This is a genomic window from Providencia sp. PROV130, assembly GCF_028482225.1.
GTDB classification, from domain to species: Bacteria; Pseudomonadota; Gammaproteobacteria; order Enterobacterales; family Enterobacteriaceae; genus Providencia; species Providencia rettgeri.
The window spans coordinates 13,347-34,243 of sequence record NZ_JAMPQC010000035.1; the positions used below are offsets into that span (position 1 = coordinate 13,347).

General features: G+C 40.4%; 20 protein-coding genes. 14 read left to right on the forward strand and 6 right to left on the reverse strand.

From position 1 onward, the window contains the following. Positions 1 to 61: 61 nt before the first annotated feature. From pckA to PSF28_RS20775, 4 genes are all read right to left on the reverse strand, one after another. A complete protein-coding gene (pckA, locus tag PSF28_RS20760; protein ID WP_004906570.1) occupies positions 62 to 1,681 on the reverse strand; it encodes a phosphoenolpyruvate carboxykinase (ATP) in 1,620 nt (539 codons plus the stop codon). Positions 1,682 to 1,884: 203 nt separating this feature from the next. Further along, positions 1,885 to 2,757, reverse strand: a complete 873-nt coding sequence (hslO, locus tag PSF28_RS20765; protein ID WP_210836445.1) for an Hsp33 family molecular chaperone HslO — start codon at positions 2,755 to 2,757, stop codon at positions 1,885 to 1,887. Between the two features lie 39 nt (positions 2,758 to 2,796). Continuing rightward, a complete protein-coding gene (gene hslR / locus PSF28_RS20770) occupies positions 2,797 to 3,207 on the reverse strand; it encodes a ribosome-associated heat shock protein Hsp15 (RefSeq protein WP_210836443.1) in 411 nt (136 codons plus the stop codon). Between the two features lie 64 nt (positions 3,208 to 3,271). After that, complete coding sequence (locus tag PSF28_RS20775; protein WP_272685593.1) at positions 3,272 to 5,365, reverse strand: IgaA/UmoB family intracellular growth attenuator; 2,094 nt, start codon at positions 5,363 to 5,365, stop codon at positions 3,272 to 3,274. 326 nt (positions 5,366 to 5,691) lie between these two features. Between PSF28_RS20775 and nudE the strand changes: the two genes are divergently transcribed. Further along, on the forward strand, positions 5,692 to 6,243 hold the full coding sequence (gene nudE / locus PSF28_RS20780) for an ADP compounds hydrolase NudE (RefSeq protein WP_210836441.1): 552 nt from the start codon (positions 5,692 to 5,694) through the stop codon (positions 6,241 to 6,243). Positions 6,244 to 6,399: 156 nt separating this feature from the next. Here nudE and mrcA read toward each other — a convergent pair whose 3' ends face one another. Next, positions 6,400 to 8,916, reverse strand: a complete 2,517-nt coding sequence (gene mrcA, locus PSF28_RS20785; protein WP_272666514.1) for a peptidoglycan glycosyltransferase/peptidoglycan DD-transpeptidase MrcA — start codon at positions 8,914 to 8,916, stop codon at positions 6,400 to 6,402. A 116-nt stretch (positions 8,917 to 9,032) separates the two neighbouring features. On the opposite strand from mrcA, the gene PSF28_RS20790 reads away from it, so the two are divergent. The 13 genes from PSF28_RS20790 to PSF28_RS20850 all read left to right on the forward strand — a co-directional run bounded on the left by PSF28_RS20790 (position 9,033) and on the right by PSF28_RS20850 (position 19,855). After that, positions 9,033 to 9,872, forward strand: a complete 840-nt coding sequence (locus tag PSF28_RS20790; protein WP_272685594.1) for a pilus assembly protein PilM — start codon at positions 9,033 to 9,035, stop codon at positions 9,870 to 9,872. A gap of 3 nt (positions 9,873 to 9,875) precedes the next feature. Next, positions 9,876 to 10,421: a PilN domain-containing protein gene (locus PSF28_RS20795; protein ID WP_210836438.1), complete on the forward strand. Its 546-nt coding sequence runs from the start codon at positions 9,876 to 9,878 to the stop codon at positions 10,419 to 10,421. Continuing rightward, entirely contained in the window at positions 10,414 to 10,962 is a 549-nt protein-coding gene (locus PSF28_RS20800) for a hypothetical protein (RefSeq protein ID WP_210836436.1), read from the forward strand. The genes PSF28_RS20795 and PSF28_RS20800 overlap by 8 nt, the downstream gene beginning before the upstream one ends. After that, positions 10,955 to 12,019, forward strand: coding sequence for a transporter (locus PSF28_RS20805; protein WP_210836435.1), 1,065 nt, complete (start codon positions 10,955 to 10,957; stop codon positions 12,017 to 12,019). The genes PSF28_RS20800 and PSF28_RS20805 overlap by 8 nt, the downstream gene beginning before the upstream one ends. A 507-nt stretch (positions 12,020 to 12,526) precedes the next feature. Beyond that, on the forward strand, positions 12,527 to 13,048 hold the full coding sequence (gene aroK, locus PSF28_RS20810; RefSeq protein WP_004906592.1) for a shikimate kinase AroK: 522 nt from the start codon (positions 12,527 to 12,529) through the stop codon (positions 13,046 to 13,048). A 45-nt stretch (positions 13,049 to 13,093) separates the two neighbouring features. Continuing rightward, entirely contained in the window at positions 13,094 to 14,182 is a 1,089-nt protein-coding gene (gene aroB / locus PSF28_RS20815) for a 3-dehydroquinate synthase (protein WP_272685595.1), read from the forward strand. 263 nt (positions 14,183 to 14,445) lie between these two features. Then, positions 14,446 to 15,357: an SPOR domain-containing protein gene (locus PSF28_RS20820; RefSeq protein WP_272685596.1), complete on the forward strand. Its 912-nt coding sequence runs from the start codon at positions 14,446 to 14,448 to the stop codon at positions 15,355 to 15,357. A gap of 82 nt (positions 15,358 to 15,439) precedes the next feature. Next, complete coding sequence (dam, locus tag PSF28_RS20825) at positions 15,440 to 16,342, forward strand: adenine-specific DNA-methyltransferase (RefSeq protein ID WP_210836432.1); 903 nt, start codon at positions 15,440 to 15,442, stop codon at positions 16,340 to 16,342. Positions 16,343 to 16,357: 15 nt separating this feature from the next. After that, positions 16,358 to 17,032, forward strand: coding sequence for a ribulose-phosphate 3-epimerase (rpe, locus tag PSF28_RS20830; RefSeq protein WP_004263207.1), 675 nt, complete (start codon positions 16,358 to 16,360; stop codon positions 17,030 to 17,032). Then, a complete protein-coding gene (locus tag PSF28_RS20835) occupies positions 17,029 to 17,721 on the forward strand; it encodes a phosphoglycolate phosphatase (RefSeq protein ID WP_272685597.1) in 693 nt (230 codons plus the stop codon). Before rpe ends, PSF28_RS20835 begins: the two co-directional genes overlap by 4 nt. A gap of 16 nt (positions 17,722 to 17,737) precedes the next feature. Then, a complete protein-coding gene (gene trpS, locus PSF28_RS20840; RefSeq protein WP_115166320.1) occupies positions 17,738 to 18,781 on the forward strand; it encodes a tryptophan--tRNA ligase in 1,044 nt (347 codons plus the stop codon). A 182-nt stretch (positions 18,782 to 18,963) separates the two neighbouring features. Beyond that, the gene (locus tag PSF28_RS20845; protein WP_272666508.1) at positions 18,964 to 19,257 is read left to right on the forward strand and encodes a hypothetical protein; all 294 of its coding nucleotides are present in this window, start codon (positions 18,964 to 18,966) and stop codon (positions 19,255 to 19,257) included. 40 nt (positions 19,258 to 19,297) lie between these two features. Beyond that, the gene (locus PSF28_RS20850) at positions 19,298 to 19,855 is read left to right on the forward strand and encodes a class I SAM-dependent methyltransferase (protein WP_210836430.1); all 558 of its coding nucleotides are present in this window, start codon (positions 19,298 to 19,300) and stop codon (positions 19,853 to 19,855) included. Positions 19,856 to 20,001: 146 nt separating this feature from the next. Here the strand turns inward: PSF28_RS20850 and PSF28_RS20855 are convergent, their stop codons facing one another. After that, complete coding sequence (locus PSF28_RS20855; protein ID WP_102140131.1) at positions 20,002 to 20,679, reverse strand: hydrolase; 678 nt, start codon at positions 20,677 to 20,679, stop codon at positions 20,002 to 20,004. Positions 20,680 to 20,897: the final 218 nt, after the last annotated feature.

A 20,897-nucleotide genomic window follows, 5' to 3' on the forward strand; every position in this document is an offset into this window, starting at 1 on the left:
TTCACAACAAAAAGGCTCTACATCAGTAGAGCCTTTATTATTTATTGATTCACAAAACTAATTACAGTTTTGGCCCGGCTTTCACCAGTGCAGCACCTGCTGGCGTGTCCGTGTACTTATCAAAGTTATTCACGAAGCGTTCCGCTAAGTCTTGCGCTTTTTCATCCCACTGTGCTTTGTCTGCATAAGTATTACGTGGGTCAAGGATATTGGTGTCCACACCCGGTAATGCTGTTGGGACTTCTAAATCGAACACAGGCAGTTTAATCATGTCCGCTTTTTCGATATCACCACTTAAAATAGCGTCGATGATGGCACGTGTATCTTTGATGGAGATACGTTTGCCTGTACCGTTCCAACCTGTATTCACTAAGTAAGCTTTCGCGCCAGCCGCTTCCATACGTTTAACTAATACTTCAGCGTATTGTGTTGGGTGCAATGATAAGAATGCAGCGCCAAAACATGCAGAGAATGTCGGAGTCGGTTCCGTCACACCACGCTCTGTCCCTGCTAATTTCGCGGTAAAGCCTGACAGGAAGTGGTACTGCGTTTGCTCAGGCGTTAAACGAGAAACAGGTGGCAACACACCAAATGCATCTGCGGTTAAGAAGATAACTTTTGTTGCATGACCCGCTTTAGAAACAGGTTTTACAATGTTATCAATGTGGTAGATTGGATAAGAAACACGGGTGTTTTCCGTTTTTGAACCATCATTGAAATCAACAGTACCATCTGCCAACACCATCACGTTTTCCAATAACGCATCACGTTTGATAGCGCCATAGATGTCTGGCTCAGCTTCTTTAGATAAGTTGATCGTTTTTGCGTAGCAACCGCCTTCAAAGTTGAATACGCCGTCATCATCCCAACCGTGTTCATCGTCACCAATTAACTTACGTTTTGGATCGGTAGAAAGTGTGGTTTTACCTGTTCCAGATAAACCAAAGAAAATGGCGACATCGCCTTTTTCGCCGACGTTAGCAGAACAGTGCATAGATGCAATGCCTTTTAATGGCAGTAGGTAGTTCATCATAGAGAACATACCTTTCTTCATTTCGCCGCCGTACCAAGAGCCACCGATCAGTTGCATGCGCTCTGTTAAGTTGAACGCAACAAAGTTTTCTGAATTCAAACCTTGTGCTTCCCAGTTCGGGTTAGTACATTTCGCGCCGTTCATGACGATGAAATCAGGTTCGAAGCCCACTAGCTCTTCATCTGATGGGCGAATGAACATGTTTTTAACGAAATGTGCCTGCCATGCAACTTCAGTAATGAAACGTACTTTTAGACGAGTGTCGGCGTTCGCACCACAGAATGCATCAATGATAAACAAACGTTTACCAGACAGTTGTTCAGTCACTAAATGTTTGAGATCCGCCCAAACTTCTTGTGACATCGGTTTGTTGTCGTTTTTACCTTTACCTTGGTCTGCCCACCAAACTGTATCGCGAGTCACGTCATCACGTACAATATATTTATCTTTTGGTGAACGACCTGTAAAGATACCTGTATCAACCGCAACAGCACCTAAAGTAGTTACTGTTCCACGCTCATAACCTTCAAGTCCTGGCTTAGTTTCTTCCGTGAATAATAGCTCGTAACTTGGGTTATAAACCACTTCAGCTACATCATGAATACCGTACTTTTCAAGTTCCTTCAGGGTAATGCTTTTAGCGCTCATTATATTGCTCCTGGTAAACATAATTAATCTGCGGATGATCATAATTCTTTACGACTAATTAACAGCGATTGCTATCAAAGAATTGAAAATGTATAATTTTTTTTAATTCATAATGAGACTTAGAGCACGTAATAATGCTTTAAAATTATAAAAAAAGGGTGCAGAATTGCACCCTTGTCACATAATTAGGTTGCTAAATCGTATCAGTGAAGTTGCTGATTTAGCTCATTATTTAACCCTTGAAGATCGGATTCAATAAATACGTAATGTGAGCCACAAAATTCACACTCCATATCAATTTTTCCATCTTTGTGTAAAATATCGATAACATCTTCCTTCGGTAACGTTGCTAATGTACTTTCGCAGCGCTCCCTTGAACAAGTACAACGAAACTCGACAGATTGTGGGTCATATAACGTGACATCTTCTTCATGATAAAGACGATGTAAAACCTCTTTCACATCCAATGTACTCAGCTCTTGACCTTTGATTGTGGCTGTCAGTTGCACTAAGTGGTCAAAGAACTCATGGCTTGTTTCATTTGCTGCTGGTAAAACTTGCAACAACATGCCACCTGCACTTGGTTTCCCATCTACTTCACCCACACGAATGAATAAACGAGTTGGCAATTGCTCTGACTGGCGGAAATAGGCATCAATGCTTTCTTCAATAGAATCTCCTTCGATCGCCACAATTCCTTGATAACGTTCACCTTGATTCGGTGTGATGGTAATCACCATAAAACCATTACCAATCATCTGCTTCAGAGTGCTACCAGCCACAACAGGGCCATCTACACGTGCAACACCGCGCATCTGTTGTAAATTATTACCATTGATAACCGCCAGATTAACCGGCCCATCACCTTGAATTTGGACAGTAATATCACCATCGAACTTCAACGTTGCCGTCAATAAACTGGTAGCAACAAGTAACTCACCTAACAAACCTTTCACCGCTGTTGGGTAGTCATGGTTTTCTAAAATATGTTCAAAGGTTTCATCAACACTGATCATTTCTCCACGAACGGAATGTTGCTCAAATAAAAAACGGTGGAGTAAGTCTTGGTTTGCCATAATATCTCTCTATTGCTCGGGCTGTTGCTCAGGCCGTCATCAAGACGACTCATGAGAATTTGTTTGTTTAAACTTTAATAGAGTACGCCGTTCTTTCTTATCTGGACGTCGCTCTGGATGTGGCATCGTAAGTGCATTCATCTTACGCGCTTGTGCCATTTTCTCTCGTTGCTCAATGCTTTCTACGGTTTCACAGTACAGCAACTGTGCTTCCGGTGCGCCTTTACGCTGGCTGCTAATTTGCATGATTTCAACCGTCCGTTCATCATTACCTTGCCGAAGCTTAACGATTCCGTGCAGCTCAACAATTTTCCCGGGCTTAGTTCTTTGCCCATTATAATGAACTTTACCGCCTTCAATCATTTCACGGGCAATTGCACGCGTTTTATAGAATCGCGCAGCCCACAGCCATTTATCAAGGCGAACAGGTTCTATAGTGGATTGATTCATGGAGCCTCCTCAACATAAGTCTGAATCAAACTAAGAAGAGGCTGCCTCTATTTTCGGGATGATACTATCGACGATAGGAGGGAGAATTAGCCTCAAAGCATTTATCATAATATTCTGTAATATTACGCAAACGCTTTTTATTATTCAAAACACGTAGCACAATCAGCGAACCATTTAACAACGCACATACCAACAGAAACAGGATAAAAAGCGTACTACATATATACTGAGACACCACTTTTGCATTGGGCTCTTCATGCAACACAATTTGCAATGTGCCATTGGCATCTACTGATAAACTCGTAATAACCCCTTCAATATTGAACGGTGTATTGATTAGAAGATTTGATAACCTTTGCAATTCTTGCCAACGCTGTAATGGCGATAGCTCATTAAAAGAGGCTCCTGGTATCGAATCGACTAAAGGCTTATTTTCATCACTAATTAATAAAACACCCCCAGGAGGTGGACTATTAATTTTACGCACTTCTCTGTCTATTTCTGTCTTGATAAAATCATATATGGTGTCTTCCACAATGTTTTCCAAGGCCTCTGCGCTCCCCGCACGTAATAAAACATGAGCCCCTTTTAATTTTCCTGTGGACGCTTTCTTTACTAATGTAGGCCAATCCTCTGTACTTCCTAGGTTAGTCAGCGCATTTTTTAATTTTAAACAGTTATCAGAATTATGGCACAGTTGTTCTGTTCCCATAATAATGGCCGAAAAATCAAAGATGATATTCATCCCTGATTTCATAATATCGCGCTGTAACCTTGGATTAACCCCTACTGAGTTTTTGTCTGGATGTAATTGGCTTTTGACAGTATCAAGCAATGATATTGAGCGTTCGACAACCTCAGATTGAGGTTCAGTCAGTAAACTAACATCATTCCAATAAATACCAGAGCAATCAAACGGTACAAATTGAGCTTGGTTTTCTTTATTCAAATTCGGTGGGCGGTAACACATCCCTTTACCTTGGGCAACTAATGTATCCCCCACTTTAAGCTGACGAGCAACGAGATCATTCGGGTTTTCAACCGTGATTTTCTCTGTACCACCTAACCAAGCAAAACCCAGTTTTATCGGCAGCCCCATCGGTTGATATGCAAATATCAGAGACATCGTTAATAATGCCCCAACTAACATCAATACATTCTTCTTGAACCGTTTGTATGGGTAATAACGTTCTTCTTCATGCAACGAAAGGTATTTACCGAGTTTAACCACCTCACCCGTCGCATAAAAATCAATATTAACGGCTTGGTTTTCTTCGTATTTTAAATAATTTTCCCAATGACTGGGGTAATGCAAATCAATCCCCGCAATAGAGGTATTTGTTGAATATTTTTTATCAAGCTCGCCATAAAGTTCCCAACGCTTTGGCTGACCATGAATACATTGAATATCTTGGTATTTTCGAGGAAACATCCTCGAGCGAAAAAGAACAAGTAACCCAATGACAAACGTAATCATTGAAATCACTAACCCCGATTCCTGTAATAACGGGATTGAAACGAGGGTTAAATAACCAAATAAAAAACTCAGGCAAACGATCGCAGCGCCAAGCCAGCCCGTAGAATGGTGTAATCTATGCTCTTCTATCGTCTCTTTACGAACTTTTAATCGTTCAATGCTATGTTGACCACGTTCTTGAATGGCAGCATCAGGCAATATTGAATCGAGTGGCACGCCAGTTTGCCATTCACTACTAAAATCTTTCAATGAGTGACTATTCATTGAAATAATCAATGGTAAATGATCTGTTTCAACTATCTCCATGACATTTTGGCGCTGCAAAAACGGTTCAAGCTGTGAAGGGAGCTGAACTTCAATGGTATCAATAAAATAACGCCAGCTATTTCCCTGCTCTTGGCGTAAGTTAAAACGCGTTAATGAGTGACAAACTGTTGCAATTGTTGAATTTTTTTTGATTTGCCATGGATGTTGAGAAGAATTTATTGATACAGTAGAGCAATAATTTAAATACTGAGAGATGGTTTGGTAATCTGAATCAATCATTTTTCTAAATGATGGTGACGCTACAGAGGGTATTTGATAGACACCAGAATGCCGCCCCCGCCTAAAGTATAGGAAGGAAGCCATTATAGTCAGGCTAATAACAATTATAGCCGTTATAATGACATGGTTTAGCATTGTTTCCCCAATGAAAAATGAATAAGAAAAGCATATCAACCCTCAGGCTTTCTAAAAATAAGCCAATTCCTATTCTATTTAGGATTTTTATTTTAAATTACAACATCTTGTAAAAAAATATTTTATTTATTTATCCGTGCTATTTTTGAACGACGATTATACTAACAGCATTTTATCGACTCGATAATATCTATCATTTTATTTTGATATAGGTCATAGTTGTACGATGATTTCAAAATACGGGCAGTGCTAAGTAAAACGCGTCTCGTAAATCAATGAAATATGCTTTTAGCAATAGATTTCACTCATCCTGTTCGGAAATCGTTATGACAGAGTTAAAAAAACCTAAAATCTTGAATATTCAAGATGTTGCTCAATCAAAATTATTCAGCATTCAATCAGTTGACCTCGAATTTAGTAATGGCGAAAAACGAGTCTATGAAAGAATGCGGCCCGCAAAACGTGAAGCGGTTCTTATTGTTCCTATCATGGGTGATAACCTCATCCTCATTCGCGAATACGCTGTCGGGATTGAAAGCTATGAATTAGGCTTTCCCAAAGGTGCTATCGACCCCGGTGAAATCGCCATTGAAGCGGCCCAACGTGAACTCAAAGAAGAAATAGGTTATGGCGCTAATCACATTGTTCAGCTTGCCAAGCTTACGATGTCACCATCATACTTCTCGAGCAAAATGAATATTCTTATCGCCCAAGACTTATACAGTGAAAAACTCGAAGGAGATGAGCCTGAACCTCTACAACAAGAGCTATGGCCAATATCTCGAATGATGGAATTACTGGAACACCCTGATTTCAACGAAGCTCGGAATATTAGCGCACTTTTCTATCTAGAACGTTACCTAAAAAGTGGTAAGTAAAAACACCTATTATTGTATCAGCTGCATGTGATTTCCATAACCAATTATTAATATCGGCACATAACCTTCTGATATATTAAATGTCTCTATAGAAAACACCCCATGTTTTTAATCAACAATGGGGTGCTAATTGAGAGAGTTTAGCCAACAATAATTTTAAAATAGCTCTTGGCTAGCCCCACCTTCCGTAGAAATTGTCGTGCCTACCTCTTGTACTGCATGTTCTTTCGGTTCTGTTCCTTCAATAAAATACTCACGACGGGAAGAACCTAACTTGCCTGTCCGGCTATCAATGGATACGGAAATAACCCCTTTAGGTGGCTTCATTGTTTTCACAGGCACTCCATCCAAAATAGACTTCATAAAGTCGTCCCACATTGGCTGTGCGCTTTTAGCCCCCGCTTCACCACGACCTAGAGTACGCCTATTGTCATCGAAACCTATCCATGCTGAAGCAACAACATCTGGACCATAGCCAGAGAACCAAGCATCCTTCGAGCTATTCGTTGTTCCTGTTTTCCCACCAATATCACGCCGACCACCTAAGTCTCTCGCTGCACGCCAACCCGTACCAGACCAACCAGGCTCGCCATAGATATTGGTCATCATCGCATCCCTAATTAAGAATGCGAGTGGGGTATTAATCACATGAGGCGCATATTGGTCACCAGAGTTCCCGTCTAAGTTAGATGCCGTTGTTAATTCCATTGTCGGCTCTTGTATGACAGTATTATCACCCGATTGCGTCACTTCTTCGGTAGATTCATCATCCATACCTTTACTCGCAATAGTACGTTCAGTATCCCCATAAATCACTGGAATATTCGTACAATCAGGGCATGCTATTTTAGGATTGGCTTCAAAAATAACCTCATCATTATGATTTTCGATCTTCGAAATATAATATGGGTCAATCAAATATCCACCATTGACCATGACGGCATATCCACGAACCATTTGCATTGGTGTAAATGATGGCGCACCTAGCGCTAACGCCTCTGTACGGTTAATATTTTCCGCAGGGAAACCAAAGCGAGTTAAATAATCAGCGGCATAGTCCACACCCATGGCTCTCATTGCGCGAACCATCACAACATTTTTTGATTGACCTAAACCTTGACGCAAACGAATAGGCCCATCATATCGAGGAGGTGAATTCTTAGGACGCCAATCAGAACCTGCGCCCGCATCCCAACGACTAATCGGCACATCATTAAGTAATGATGATAATGTCAGGCCTTTATCCATCGCAGCGGTATACAAGAAAGGTTTAATATTCGAACCAACTTGGCGTAATGATTGGGTAACCCGGTTAAACTCACTCATATTGAAGTCAAAACCACCAACAAGCGCAATAATTGCACCGTCATTCGGATTCAAAGCAACAAATGCAGCATTTACATCAGGCACTTGCCCTAACCACCAGTTATCTTTAACTTTTCGAACCCAAATTTGCTCACCCACTTGCATCACTGCATTTACAGCTCTTGGCGCGGCGCCTTGCTGAGTATCTGAAATAAATTTACGTGCCCAACGCACTCCGGTCATCGTAATTGGGATTTGCGAGCCATCAGCTAACATCACTTGTGCTTCTGAAGCCGTTGCAGATGTCACGACGGCTGGCATTAATGGCCCATAAACAGGCATTTTCTTCAATTTTTCAACAATCTGCTCTGCTGTCCAAGCCGCTTCATTTTGTTTCCATAAAACTTCGGCAGGACCGCGATAGCCATGGCGAGTATCGTAGTCGATCAAATTATTACGAACTGCGGTTGTTGCTGCTTCCTGATCTTTGCGGATCACCGTAGTGTAAACCTTATACCCATCGGTATAGGCATCTTCACCATATTTATCAAACAAGGTTTGACGTGCCATCTCGGCTAAATACGGCGCAGAAAAATCGATTTTCGGCGCATGATACGAAGCAACTATTTTTTCATTTTTTGCTTGTTCATACTGGTCTTGAGTAATGTATTTCTCCTCAAACATACGAGAAAGAACCACATTACGACGACTTACCGCACGGTCATAAGAATACAGCGGGTTAAATGTAGAAGGCGCTTTTGGCAAACCCGCAATCATCGCGATTTCACTAAGCGTCAACTCATCCACTGTCTTACCAAAATAAACATACGCAGCCGCCCCGACGCCATAAGCACGGTTACCTAAATAAATTTTATTCAGGTACAGCTCCATAATTTCATCTTTAGTAAAAAGCTGCTCAATGCGAATAGCCAAAAAAGCCTCTTTCACTTTACGCATCAAAGTTTTTTCAGGACTTAAATAAAAGTTTCTCGCGAGCTGCTGAGTAATCGTACTGGCTCCCTGAGAAGCATGACCAGATGAAGCCATGACAGTAACAGCTCGGAAAATACCAATAGGGTCAATCCCATGGTGATCATAAAAACGGCTATCTTCAGTTGCAATAAACGCTTTTATCATTAAAGGAGGAATTTCTGCCAGCGGTAAAGGAATACGACGCTTTTCCCCGTATTGGGCAATCAATTCGTTATCCGCACTGTATACCTGCATTGGAATTTGCAGACGAATGTCTTTCATTGTTGCGACATCGGGTAACTCACCTTCAACATATTTATACATGCCATAAATCGAGGCGGTTCCCAAAAAAATGCAACAGAAAACAAGAATAAAAAAGTATTTTACGAACTTCACCGGAAAATTCCCATGCTCGGCTAACAAGAGGGTTTAGATATCACTAACACACAGTATAAAGCTTATACAGCACAATAGAAAACGTAATTTATTTGTTAATGATAAGGAAATTAACTATGTATACATCAAAATGGAACATTGGAATCGACCTATATCGAGATAGAATACAGCTAGTCGCTGCAAAGCGGCGCAGACAATACTGGCATTTATGCGAATGTTGGCAGCAGCAATTACCATTCGAATTAACGGATAGTTCTAGCCATCAGCAGTATGAAATTTTACTGGATATTTTATTACAATGGCGTCAGAAATTACCTAAAAAGTGTTCAGTATCCTTCGCATTACCTGCCGTTCGTACAATAAAACAACAAATTTCATTACCCAGTGAAATCAAATTGCTACAACCGGAATTAGGGTGGTATTTACAATCTCAAGCTGAAAAACGTTTTTCTATGCACGCCCAAGAGCTGGTCATCGACTATCGCGTCATCAAACAACAAGTTCATTTTAACGCAGCTCGCCAGTCAGATATTACCTTTTGGCAAAATCTATTTGCAGAAAGCGGGTTTAACCTACTTGCTATTGATGTCGCCCCCATAGCTTTACGTTATGTGGCAAGAAATGCGAGTTTACCCGATGAATGTTGGGTCATTCATTACCGACAAGGTGAATGGCTTTGGTCAGGGCCAGTTAGCCAACCAGCGAATTACAACCATTTACAAGATACCGACATACCGACACTTTCCCACTTGCTGCCCTTTCTTGATCAAGACGATACTCCCCCTACTTCGCCTATCTACCTGATTACAGATCATCAACATATTCATCACACCGCTAAGGTTGCTCATCACTGGGAATTACGTCAGGCTTTTCAACAGCATAACATTAAATTACCGCAATTATTGGGGGATTTTGTGATTGCTGCCGGCCTTGCTTTACGTCATGGAGATATTTAACTGATGGAACTATACCAAGTTAATTTTCTCCCTTGGCGCCAACGGCAAATAAAAAAGAAGATACGAGAGTTTTTACTCTTTTGCTTTGTAGTTTGCTGTTCAGTAATTATAGCTTGTATTTTTTTACTTTTATTTCAAAAAATTGAAATAGATGACCTAAAAAATAGAAAGCATAATAGCCAACTGCAATATGAACAGATACAGCAATTAACATTGCAGATCACGGCTCAACAAACACAGCTCAACCGTTTGATGAACAAAAAAAGACAAGTAGATAGCATCATAGAAAATAACCAATTTTTACTTAGGCTATTACAAAATCTTCCAACTATAACCCCACCCAAAAGTTGGCTAACAAATCTACAGTTAATGGATAACAAACTAGAGATCAAAGCTAACAGTTATGATTTTCAAGATATCAATTCACTCGGCGTACAGCTTAAAAGACACCCCGGTTTAAGTGATATTCAATTGAAAAAAATCAGCCGAGTGAATCAATTAAACCGTTTACACCTAACTGCCAAATACCAAGGGGAGCTCGATGAGTGAATCTACACATTCTTTTTGGTACCGCCCTTTTTGGCAACAAACGCTACCGGTTTGGTTCTTCATGGCTCTTTGTATCATTACTGGGTATTTTTTATACTGGAAAGAAAATCAAAATCAGATTATGGAATTAGCTACTGAGAACCTGAGCTTAATTGAAGCAATTGCAAAAGAAACAAAAACTCTTCACCACTCACCTTCGTTGCAACTACTAGAAAAGCAGGCTCAATTGTTAAAGCAATCAATTGATATTAAAGAAGCACCTCTTGAATTACTTACACAGTTAAATACTTTACTTTCTCGTTCTTCAGTCACACTTAATCAATTGCAACCCACAGATATCAATACCTATTTTATGGAGTTCCAAGGCAATTTTGCTGCTATTTATCACGTTATAGAGCAGCTTCTTACTCTTCCTCAAACTCAGAGATGGCATTTCCACGATATAAAAATACATTTAAAACAAGGAATTATCATTACCGCCATCTCATTTTCATTTTTCAATGACACTCTCGCCATCAAGGATGATAACCATAATGAATAACTCACTAACTAACATTCTCATGATAATTATTGGGGGACTCTTCTTTTTGTCTTCATTTTTAGTCTCTGCCGAAGAAATTAGAGATCCTTTTGCACCACTTACCCCACCTTTGGTAATAGAAAATCAGCCCACCTCAGAGATTACAATAGCGCCAATAGCACCAAGTAAAACACTACTAACCGAAAAAATATTTAAATTAGTCTCAGTCAATGCCCAAGAGGTTCGCCTCCTATTAGAACACCCTGATACTTCATTATTATCAACAAATGCATCTATCCATCACGATATCGCAACAAACAGTCTTATTATTAAAGATGTTCCAGATCGGTTAGCACTGATTGATGAATGGATAAAACATAAAGATATACCGAATAAACAAGTGCAAATCACTGCACATATCATTAGTAGCAGCCGAACTGCATTACAAGAATTGGGTTTAGAATGGGGAATGATGGCAGGGGGAAATCTGAGCACTAATCATTTACATCGTTACAACCGTTACTCTTCAATATCCGGGCAATTTTCCTTCAATGTTCTTAGCCTTGGAGAGGGTTTACTTGAAATGAAACTTAAAGCATTAGAAAAAGAAAATTTGCTTTCTATTATTGCGAGTCCTCGTTTAGTTGCTTCACACCAACAACCCGCAAGTATTCAGCAAGGTACAGAGATCCCCTATGTCACCAGTAATGAAAAGAAAACGCACGTACAATTTAAAGACGCTGTACTCGGAATGGATGTCACTCCCGCTATTGTGCGTGATGAAAAAGTTGAGTTAAATCTAAAAATTAGTCATAACTCGCCTGATACTGCACTCACTAGCAGTCAACATCATCACTTGGCCATCAATAAGCAAGAAATCGCAACGACCGTTACTATCAAAAATAATGAAACCCTTATCCTTGGGGGAATTTTTCAACAAAAACAAGAAAAAACAGAGACGGGGTTACCTTTTTTATCTCACATTCCTTTTCTAGGTACATTATTCACAAATACGGCAGAGCATATAGATAAACGTGTCCTTATCGTTTTTATAACACCAAAACTTATCAATATTTAATATAGAAAAAATAACGCATATACTTCAAATAGTTGAATAAGCAATAAGTCAAAGATGACAAAAAAAAATATTTTTTATGCCATAAACCTACCGGATAAATTTGACGCTGACGTCGTTTTAGCATACAAGGTTATCCATTGAGTGTTCTAACTATCCGTAGATTAAAGAACAAGCTGTCAGTCGCTTATAAAACAGCCACAATTAATGTTGCTCTACACTTAACAGAAATAACTTGCTGATACCAATAGCTAGAAACTGTTAAAAACCATGATAAACAAGGTATTAGACAACATAGACGGCTCAAATATAGAAACCTGCAATTTTAAATATGGCACTTTGCTTGCTTAGTGCCATATTTATATAGTTGCAATTCAGGTTGATGTATTGAGATAATTTTCTTATCTGATCTCACATCATCACTTATGAGGTTTCAGTTTAGGTCCCGCCGCTAATCTGATTGGCGGGGCGGGTAATCATTAACGAATAATCGTAGTAATACCAAAAAACATGGCAGAGAAACGCAATATCTTTCTGGTTGGACCAATGGGTGCTGGCAAAAGTACTATTGGCCGTCAGTTGGCTCAACAGCTTAATATGGAGTTTTTCGACTCTGATCACGAGATAGAAAAACGCACTGGCGCAGATGTAGGCTGGGTATTCGACCTTGAAGGTGAAGAAGGCTTTCGCGATCGCGAAGAAAAAATCATCAATGAGCTTACAGAGAAACAAGGCATTGTTTTAGCAACAGGCGGTGGCTCTGTTAAGTCCAAAGAGACCCGTAATCGCCTATCCGCTCGCGGTGTCGTTGTTTATCTTGAGACCACCATTGAGAAACAATTATCTCGTACACAACGTGACAAAAAACGTCCACTATTACAAGTTGACGAACCTGCGCGTGAAGTTCTTGAGAAACTGGCTGACGAACGCAATCCGATGTATGAAGAAATTGCTGATATTACTATTCATACTGATGAGCAAAGCGCTAAAGTTGTTGCCAGCCAAATCATTGAACTATTAGAAAAAAACTAATTATTCATGGTGTTATTTTCAAAAATGAACTTAAGGTAAAGCAAGATGGAAAAAGTCACCGTCACTCTAGACGAACGTAGTTATCCAATCAATATTGCACCCGGCTTATATCAACAAACGGATGCATTTTGGCCATTAACTGCAGGTCAACGAGCAATGGTTGTGACAAATGAAACTCTTGCCCCTATTTATCTCGATAAGATAAAGCATGTTCTTGAATCTTCAGGTGTAAAAGTTGATACCATCATTCTACCAGATGGTGAACAATACAAATCATTATTCATTATGAATGATGTATTTACCGCATTACTTGAAAAACACCATAACCGTGACACCACCCTCATCGCTCTTGGTGGGGGCGTCATTGGCGATTTAACCGGTTTCGCAGCAGCAAGTTATCAGCGTGGAGTGCGTTTTATTCAAGTTCCTACGACCTTATTATCTCAAGTGGACTCTTCTGTCGGTGGTAAAACTGCCGTCAATCATCCATTAGGGAAAAATATGATCGGTGCATTTTATCAACCCGCTTCTGTCGTGATTGATCTCAACTGTTTAAAAACACTTCCCCCAAGAGAACTCGCCTCTGGTTTAGCTGAGGTCATTAAATATGGCATTATCCTCGATAGTGACTTTTTTAGCTGGCTAGAAGATAATATCGATGCTCTCGTCGCTCTTGATGACCAAGCGATGGCTTACTGTATTCGCCGTTGTTGTGAATTAAAAGCACAAATCGTTGCGGCAGACGAAAAAGAAACTAGTGGGTTACGTGCACTATTGAACTTAGGCCATACTTTTGGCCATGCTATCGAGGCGCATATGGGCTATGGCGTCTGGTTACATGGTGAAGCTGTCGCTGCTGGCATGGTTATGGCTGCAAAAACAGCTGAGTTACTTGGTCAATTTACTCCTGAACAAACACAGCGAGTGGTCACACTTTTAGAGCGTGCATCACTTCCCGTCACAGGCCCGTCACAAATGAAGCCCGATGATTATCTCCCACATATGATGCGAGATAAAAAAGTGATGGGTGGAAAACTACATTTAATTTTACCTACCACTATCGGCCATTCGGAAATGCGTTCAGATGTTGATACGCAGACTGTCATTGCGGCAATATCATCCTGTATGTCATAAAACGAAGAAAAACTCGAATTTTTACTGGCGTTTTAAAATGTTACTGGTAGATGTTCGCTAAAGTCGTTAAATTATACGGTATGCCTACGCCTATATACGAAACTCTGAAAAAGCGTATTATCAATACCACTTTGGCTAGCGTGGTATTACGAAAGGATATATGCTTTAAAATAAGCAGTGATGCCCTGCTTGGTCGTTAAGAGGTTGTACTGATAAGAGACATTTTATCTCTACTATAGGCAAATTTTATTCGGGAGAGGAAAATGGACGAATTTAAACCAGATAACCAGCCTCAAGGTCAAAATGATCTTAGGCCAGATACATCGGATAGACCGACTGGGCGCTCACGCCAATCATCATCTGCTGCAAAACCTAAAATTGCACTCTCACGCCAACATATTATGATTGGTGTAGGTGTTCTGGTTCTATTGCTGCTCATTATTGCTATCAGCTCAGCTTTAAAGGCCCCTACAGAGCATGAAAAGCAACAAACAACGGGTACAAATAATTCACAGAATATCGATTTATCAGGCTCCTCATCGTTGACAAATTCACAAGGTCAAACGTTATCAGGGCAACCGCAAGAAATTACTGGTTCACAAATTACACCGACACCAACCCAAGGAGAACCTCAAACTCAACCAAATGGCTTGGGTGAGCGTATCGAAATACCTGGTGATGTCGTTGATGCCTTAAATCAAGGCCAAGTTTCTGTGCCAAATACTAACCAACCACAAAATGCGACACAGCTAACACCACCAACTGTTAAACCTGTCGAACAGCAACCTGTGGTTAAACCAGTCACACCAGAAAAAACACCTGCAAAACCCGTTGAGCAAAAACATCCTGTGCAGACTAAACAGCCAGCGAAACCCGCATCAACAGCAAGTAGCCAAGGTAGTAATATCATGTCTGCGCCAGCAGGTAGCTATACATTACAACTCAGCAGCGCAAGCCGCTCTGATACATTGGAAGCTTTTGCAAAAGAAAACAAACTGGCCAATTACAAAGTCTATAAAACTATACGTAATGGGCAAACCTGGTATGTTCTTATTCATGGAAATTATAGTTCAGTGACCGACGCAAAAAATGCAATAGGAACCTTACCTGCTGCAGTGCAAGCGAAAAAACCGTGGGTTAGAAATATGAAACAAGTCAAACAGGATCAAAAATAACAACGTTTTTCCCCGGGCGCATTATGTTGTCCTGACAGAGTATAGATTTATTACTCTAAACGATTGTAATAATAAAGACGGCATGAAAAAAAAACGCGCTTTTTTAAAATGGGCTGGGGGCAAATACCCCCTTGTGGAAGAAATCAAAAAACACCTTCCACAAGGTGATTGCTTAATTGAGCCTTTTGTTGGTGCTGGGTCAGTGTTTTTAAACACCAGTTATGATTCCTACATACTGGCAGATATCAACAGTGACCTCATCAACCTCTACAATACGGTTAAAGACCGTGCTGATTCTTTTATCGAAGAAGCCCAGCAAATCTTCACACCTGAATATAATACTTCCGAACAATATTATTTAATGCGTGAAGCCTTTAACCAATCAACCGATACTGAGAAACGCAGTATCCTTTTTTTATACTTAAATCGCCACTGCTATAATGGGTTATGCCGTTATAATTCTCGTGGTGAATTTAATGTTCCTTTCGGCCGCTATAAAAAACCCTATTTTCCTAAAGAAGAATTACTGTGGTTTGCTGAAAAATCACAAAATGCGACGTTTATAACTCAGCATTATGGTGAAACCTTGCTCAACGCAAAAGAGGGGGCTGTTGTCTACTGTGACCCACCCTATGCACCTTTATCAGATACCGCTAATTTCACCGCGTATCATACGAATTCATTTAATTCGCTTGAACAACAAAACTTAGCGATTTTGGCACAAAAGTTATCAACAGAAAGCAAAATCCCTGTCTTGATCTCAAATCATGATACGCCGATGACGAGAGAGTGGTATCATCAAGCCCAATTACATATTGTAAAAGTACGTCGCACTATCAGTAGAAATATATTGAACCGGACAAAAGTCAATGAGTTACTGGCATTATATCCGGGTATACCAAATAGCCTTTCTCCTAGAAAGATAGATAAGAAAAAAACGCAGCGCCTTGTACCTAGCGATGAATGGCTCTCAGATAACGATTAATAATCGGAGACAATAATGAAAAACTTTCTCATTGCCCCATCTATTTTATCTGCTGACTTTGCCCGTTTAGGCGAAGATACTGCCAATGTTCTTGCAGCTGGTGCCGATATCGTGCATTTTGATGTTATGGATAACCATTATGTGCCAAACTTAACGTTTGGAGCGCCTATATGTAAAGCACTGCGTGACTACGGAATTACTGCACCTATCGATGTCCATTTAATGGTGAAACCCGTTGACCGCATTATCCCTGACTTTGCTAAGGCCGGTGCAACCCATATTAGTTTCCATCCTGAAGCCAGTGAACACGTTGATCGCTCACTGCAATTAATTCGTGAGCATGGCTGTACTGCAGGGTTAGTATTTAACCCAGCAACCCCACTTAGCTACCTTGATTATGTGATGGATAAAGTCGATATGATCCTACTCATGTCAGTCAATCCAGGTTTTGGTGGCCAATCCTTTATCCCACAAACACTCAATAAATTGCGCCAAGTCCGTAAATTAATTGATGAGAGTGGCTATGATATTCGTTTGGAAGTCGATGGCGGTGTCAAAGTGAACAATATCGCAGAAATCGCAGCAGCAGGTGCGGATACCTTCGTTGCAGGTTCTGCTATTTTTGATCAACCTGACTATAAAACGGTCATCGACGCGATGCGTAACGAATTACAAAAGGTATCTCAATGACTCAAGTTGTATTAGAGAATATCAAAGCGATAGCTTTCGATTTAGACGGCACTCTCGTAGACAGCGCCAGCGGCTTAGCTGACGCTATCGACAACATGCTCAACGAATTGAATTTCCCTCCCGCAGGTAAAGAACGTGTTTCTATTTGGGTCGGCAATGGGGTTGATGTGTTAGTTGAGCGAGCGCTTTCTTGGGCAGGAGCAGAAATCACGCCCGAGCTACAAAAAAGAGCACGAGCCAGTTTTGATAAATTCTATGCAACATCTGTCACCACAGGCAGCCAACTGTTCCCTGAAGTAAAAGACACTTTAGAGCAATTAGCGAAACATGGCCTGCCTATGGGGATTGTAACTAATAAAGCGACCCCATTTATTGCTCCATTATTGAAGAAGTTAGACATTGAACACTACTTTTCTCTGGTATTGGGTAGCGATGATGTCAAAGCTTTAAAACCGCATCCAGCTCCTCTCTACTTAACGATGGGAACATTCGGTTTACGTAAAGAAGAATTGCTTTTTGTCGGCGATTCTCGTAATGATATTATTGCAGCGAAAAGCGCTGAATGCCCGTGTGTCGGTCTGACCTACGGTTATAACTATGGTGAATCTATTGCACTGAGTGAACCGAACTGTGTATTAACGCATTTTTCTGATTTATTACCTGCAATTAGGTTATCTGAAATAAAATAAGCAAGGACATAACTAAATGAGCACTCCCACTGAAAATTTAAAGCAACCCCAAAAACCAATCGTATTCAGCGGCGCACAGCCTTCCGGTGAATTAACCATCGGTAACTATATGGGTGCATTACGTCAGTGGGTACAAATGCAAGATGACTACGATTGCATTTACTGTATCGTTGACCAGCACGCTATCACTGTTCGCCAAGACCCTATCGAGCTGCGTAAAAGAACCCTTGATACACTCGCGCTTTATTTAGCTTGTGGCATTGACCCGAAAAAAAGCACTATTTTTGTTCAGTCCCATGTCCCACAACATGCTCAATTGAGCTGGGCGCTTAACTGTTACACCTATTTCGGTGAGTTGAGCCGTATGACTCAGTTTAAAGATAAATCGGCCCGTCATGCAGAAAATATCAATGCAGGCCTATTTGATTACCCGGTACTAATGGCCGCAGATATTTTGATTTATCAAACGAATCAAGTGCCTGTTGGTATTGACCAGAAACAACACCTTGAATTGAGTCGTGATATTGCTCAACGCTTCAATGCTATTTACGGTGATATTTTCACTGTACCCGATCCATTCATTCCGACAGGTGGTGGTGCCCGTGTTATGGCGCTACAAGATCCAACCAAGAAAATGTCTAAGTCTGATGATAACCGTAACAACGTTATCGCATTATTAGAAGACCCGAAATCTGTCGTGAAAAAAATCAAACGCGCAATGACTGACTCCGAAGAGCCACCGCGTATTCGTTATGATTTAGAAAACAAACCGGGTGTTTCTAACTTATTAGATATCATGTCGGGCGTGACTGGTAAGAAAATCGCAGAACTCGAAGCAGAATTTGAAGGCCAAATGTACGGTCATCTAAAAGGTGCTGTAGCAGAAGCCGTTTCTGGCATGTTAACTACTCTTCAAACTCGCTACCATGAATTCCGTAATGATGAAGCGCTGCTCAACCAAATTATGGATGAAGGTGCAACTAAAGCGGCTGCTCGCGCGCAAGAAACGTTAGATAAAGTTTATGAAGCAATTGGCTTCGTTAAACGCCCGCAGTTGTAATATTCACCACTTAAATTAAGTGTAATGGGGGAAATTCATCCCCCATTAGGCTACTGACAACGTCTATTTCCTCCTGTAATACCCAGCCCATCAATTCAAAATGCCAAATTAATTACCCACAGTAATTAAATGTAATATCGTGTAATTAATCTCTTTTTGCCTTGTGTCTGGAGTTAACTCTAATGTTTATATTAATCGTGAACACACTCAATAACGGAGAATTACCTATGTCATTTTTCAGCAAATTATTTGGGTTAAATCGAGGTTCACGCTATTCCAAACATGGTGGGGCATCCAAGCATGGGGGGTATTCAAATCAAGGACACTCATCCAAACACAGTGACCATAATAATGGGTACTACAACGATAAACAGCAGATCGAGCAGCAATACCGTAACGTGATGCAGTGCCAACAATGTCGCTCAATGATCCGATATGGCGATAAATTCTGTAGTGAGTGCGGTTTACCCGTGTGAAGTAAATAAACAATTCTTATACCCCTAATTGGAGGTGCAAATGTTTATTATTAATGCGCTATGGCTTAATTCATACAAAGAATATATAAAGCAATTTATTACTTCGCCAAGGGAGATGGGGTCGATTATTCCATCATCTAGCTCACTCTGTAATACCATGCTGAGTTATATCGATTGGGGCAAACAAAGTAAATTTGCAGAAATAGGTGCTGGTAATGGCGTAATGACAAAACAAATACTGCAAAAGTCTTCATTAAATACATCATTAGATATTTATGAAGTTAATAATACGTTTATTACACAACTTCAACAGATTAAAGATAACCGAGTTATCGTTTACCCCATTTCGGCTGAATATCTTCAAGATGAGTATGATGTGATTATCTCTGGCATCCCTTTTCTCTCACTAAATAAAAAGATAGGCATGAGAATTCTGAAGAAAGCGAATCAATGCTTAGTTGCCAAGCAAGGGGTTTTTATTTTATTTCAATACACCCAATCCTGCGAAAAGATGTTTTCTCGCTATTTTAATTTTACAAAACAACGTGTCTATCTCAATTTTCCACCCGCTTGGGTTTATGTTTGCTACCCCAAATAAATTTTTCATAAAAAACGGGATAAATTTCCCGTTTTTACCATGCTCAATAACAATCAATTAGATTAATATCACATATGGGTTGGAGCAAATATGCCATCCACCACCTGATTTAATTCTGTAAGTTAAATGTGGGGGGTTATCGCGAATTAACGTTCAGAATCTAATTGCTCATTATTTTTCAGAACTTCTTGCGCTTTACTGTAGCTTTCAATTAATAGTTGATAAGCAGGGAAAATTTGTGTGTAAGCCATTGCCCACTCCGCCGCATCTTCACGGTTCCAAGTCCCTTGTAATTCTGACGCAACAGCCGCAGTATCCATTGGAACGACACCCGCTTGCACCACTCGCGCTAAGGTAATTTCTTGCGCCATTTTGCTGTAGGTGCCTGATGCATCAATGACTACAAATACTTGATAACCATCCATCACCGCACTAATCGCAGGGAAAGCCATACAAACACTGGTAATGGTTCCTGCAATAATTAATTGTTTTTTACCTGTTGCTTTTACCGCTGCCACAAACTCAGGGTTATCCCATGCATTAATTTCGCCACGGCGTGCAATATATTGTGCATGTGGTGCGTTTTGATGAATTTCTGGGATGAGCGGACCATTTGGTCCTTGAGGTACAGAAGCCGTTGTTATTACTGGAATTTTAGCTAGGGAAGCCATTTTAGCCAGAACAGCGGCACGAGCGCGCAATTCCGTCATTGGCATGTCACCTACGGTTTGGAATAAGCCACTCTGGTGATCGATTAATAACATCACCGCATCTTCTGGGTTAATAGCAGGACGTTGACCATTAAAATTAGCTGGGCTACTCATGATGAAACCTCTCAATCGATAAAATATGAAATCTGTTTTTGATTTAAAAATAGAACGATAGCCGCTCCGTTTTCGTGTTATTTAGATTAATTCATCAATTTAAGGCTGAGTAGTCCAGTTTTTGATAAACACTGTTCTATAAATAGAATAATTAGACTTTATTCTATTGTTCTATCACTGCAACAATGAAACCTATTTTTGCCACTACTGCCAAATGA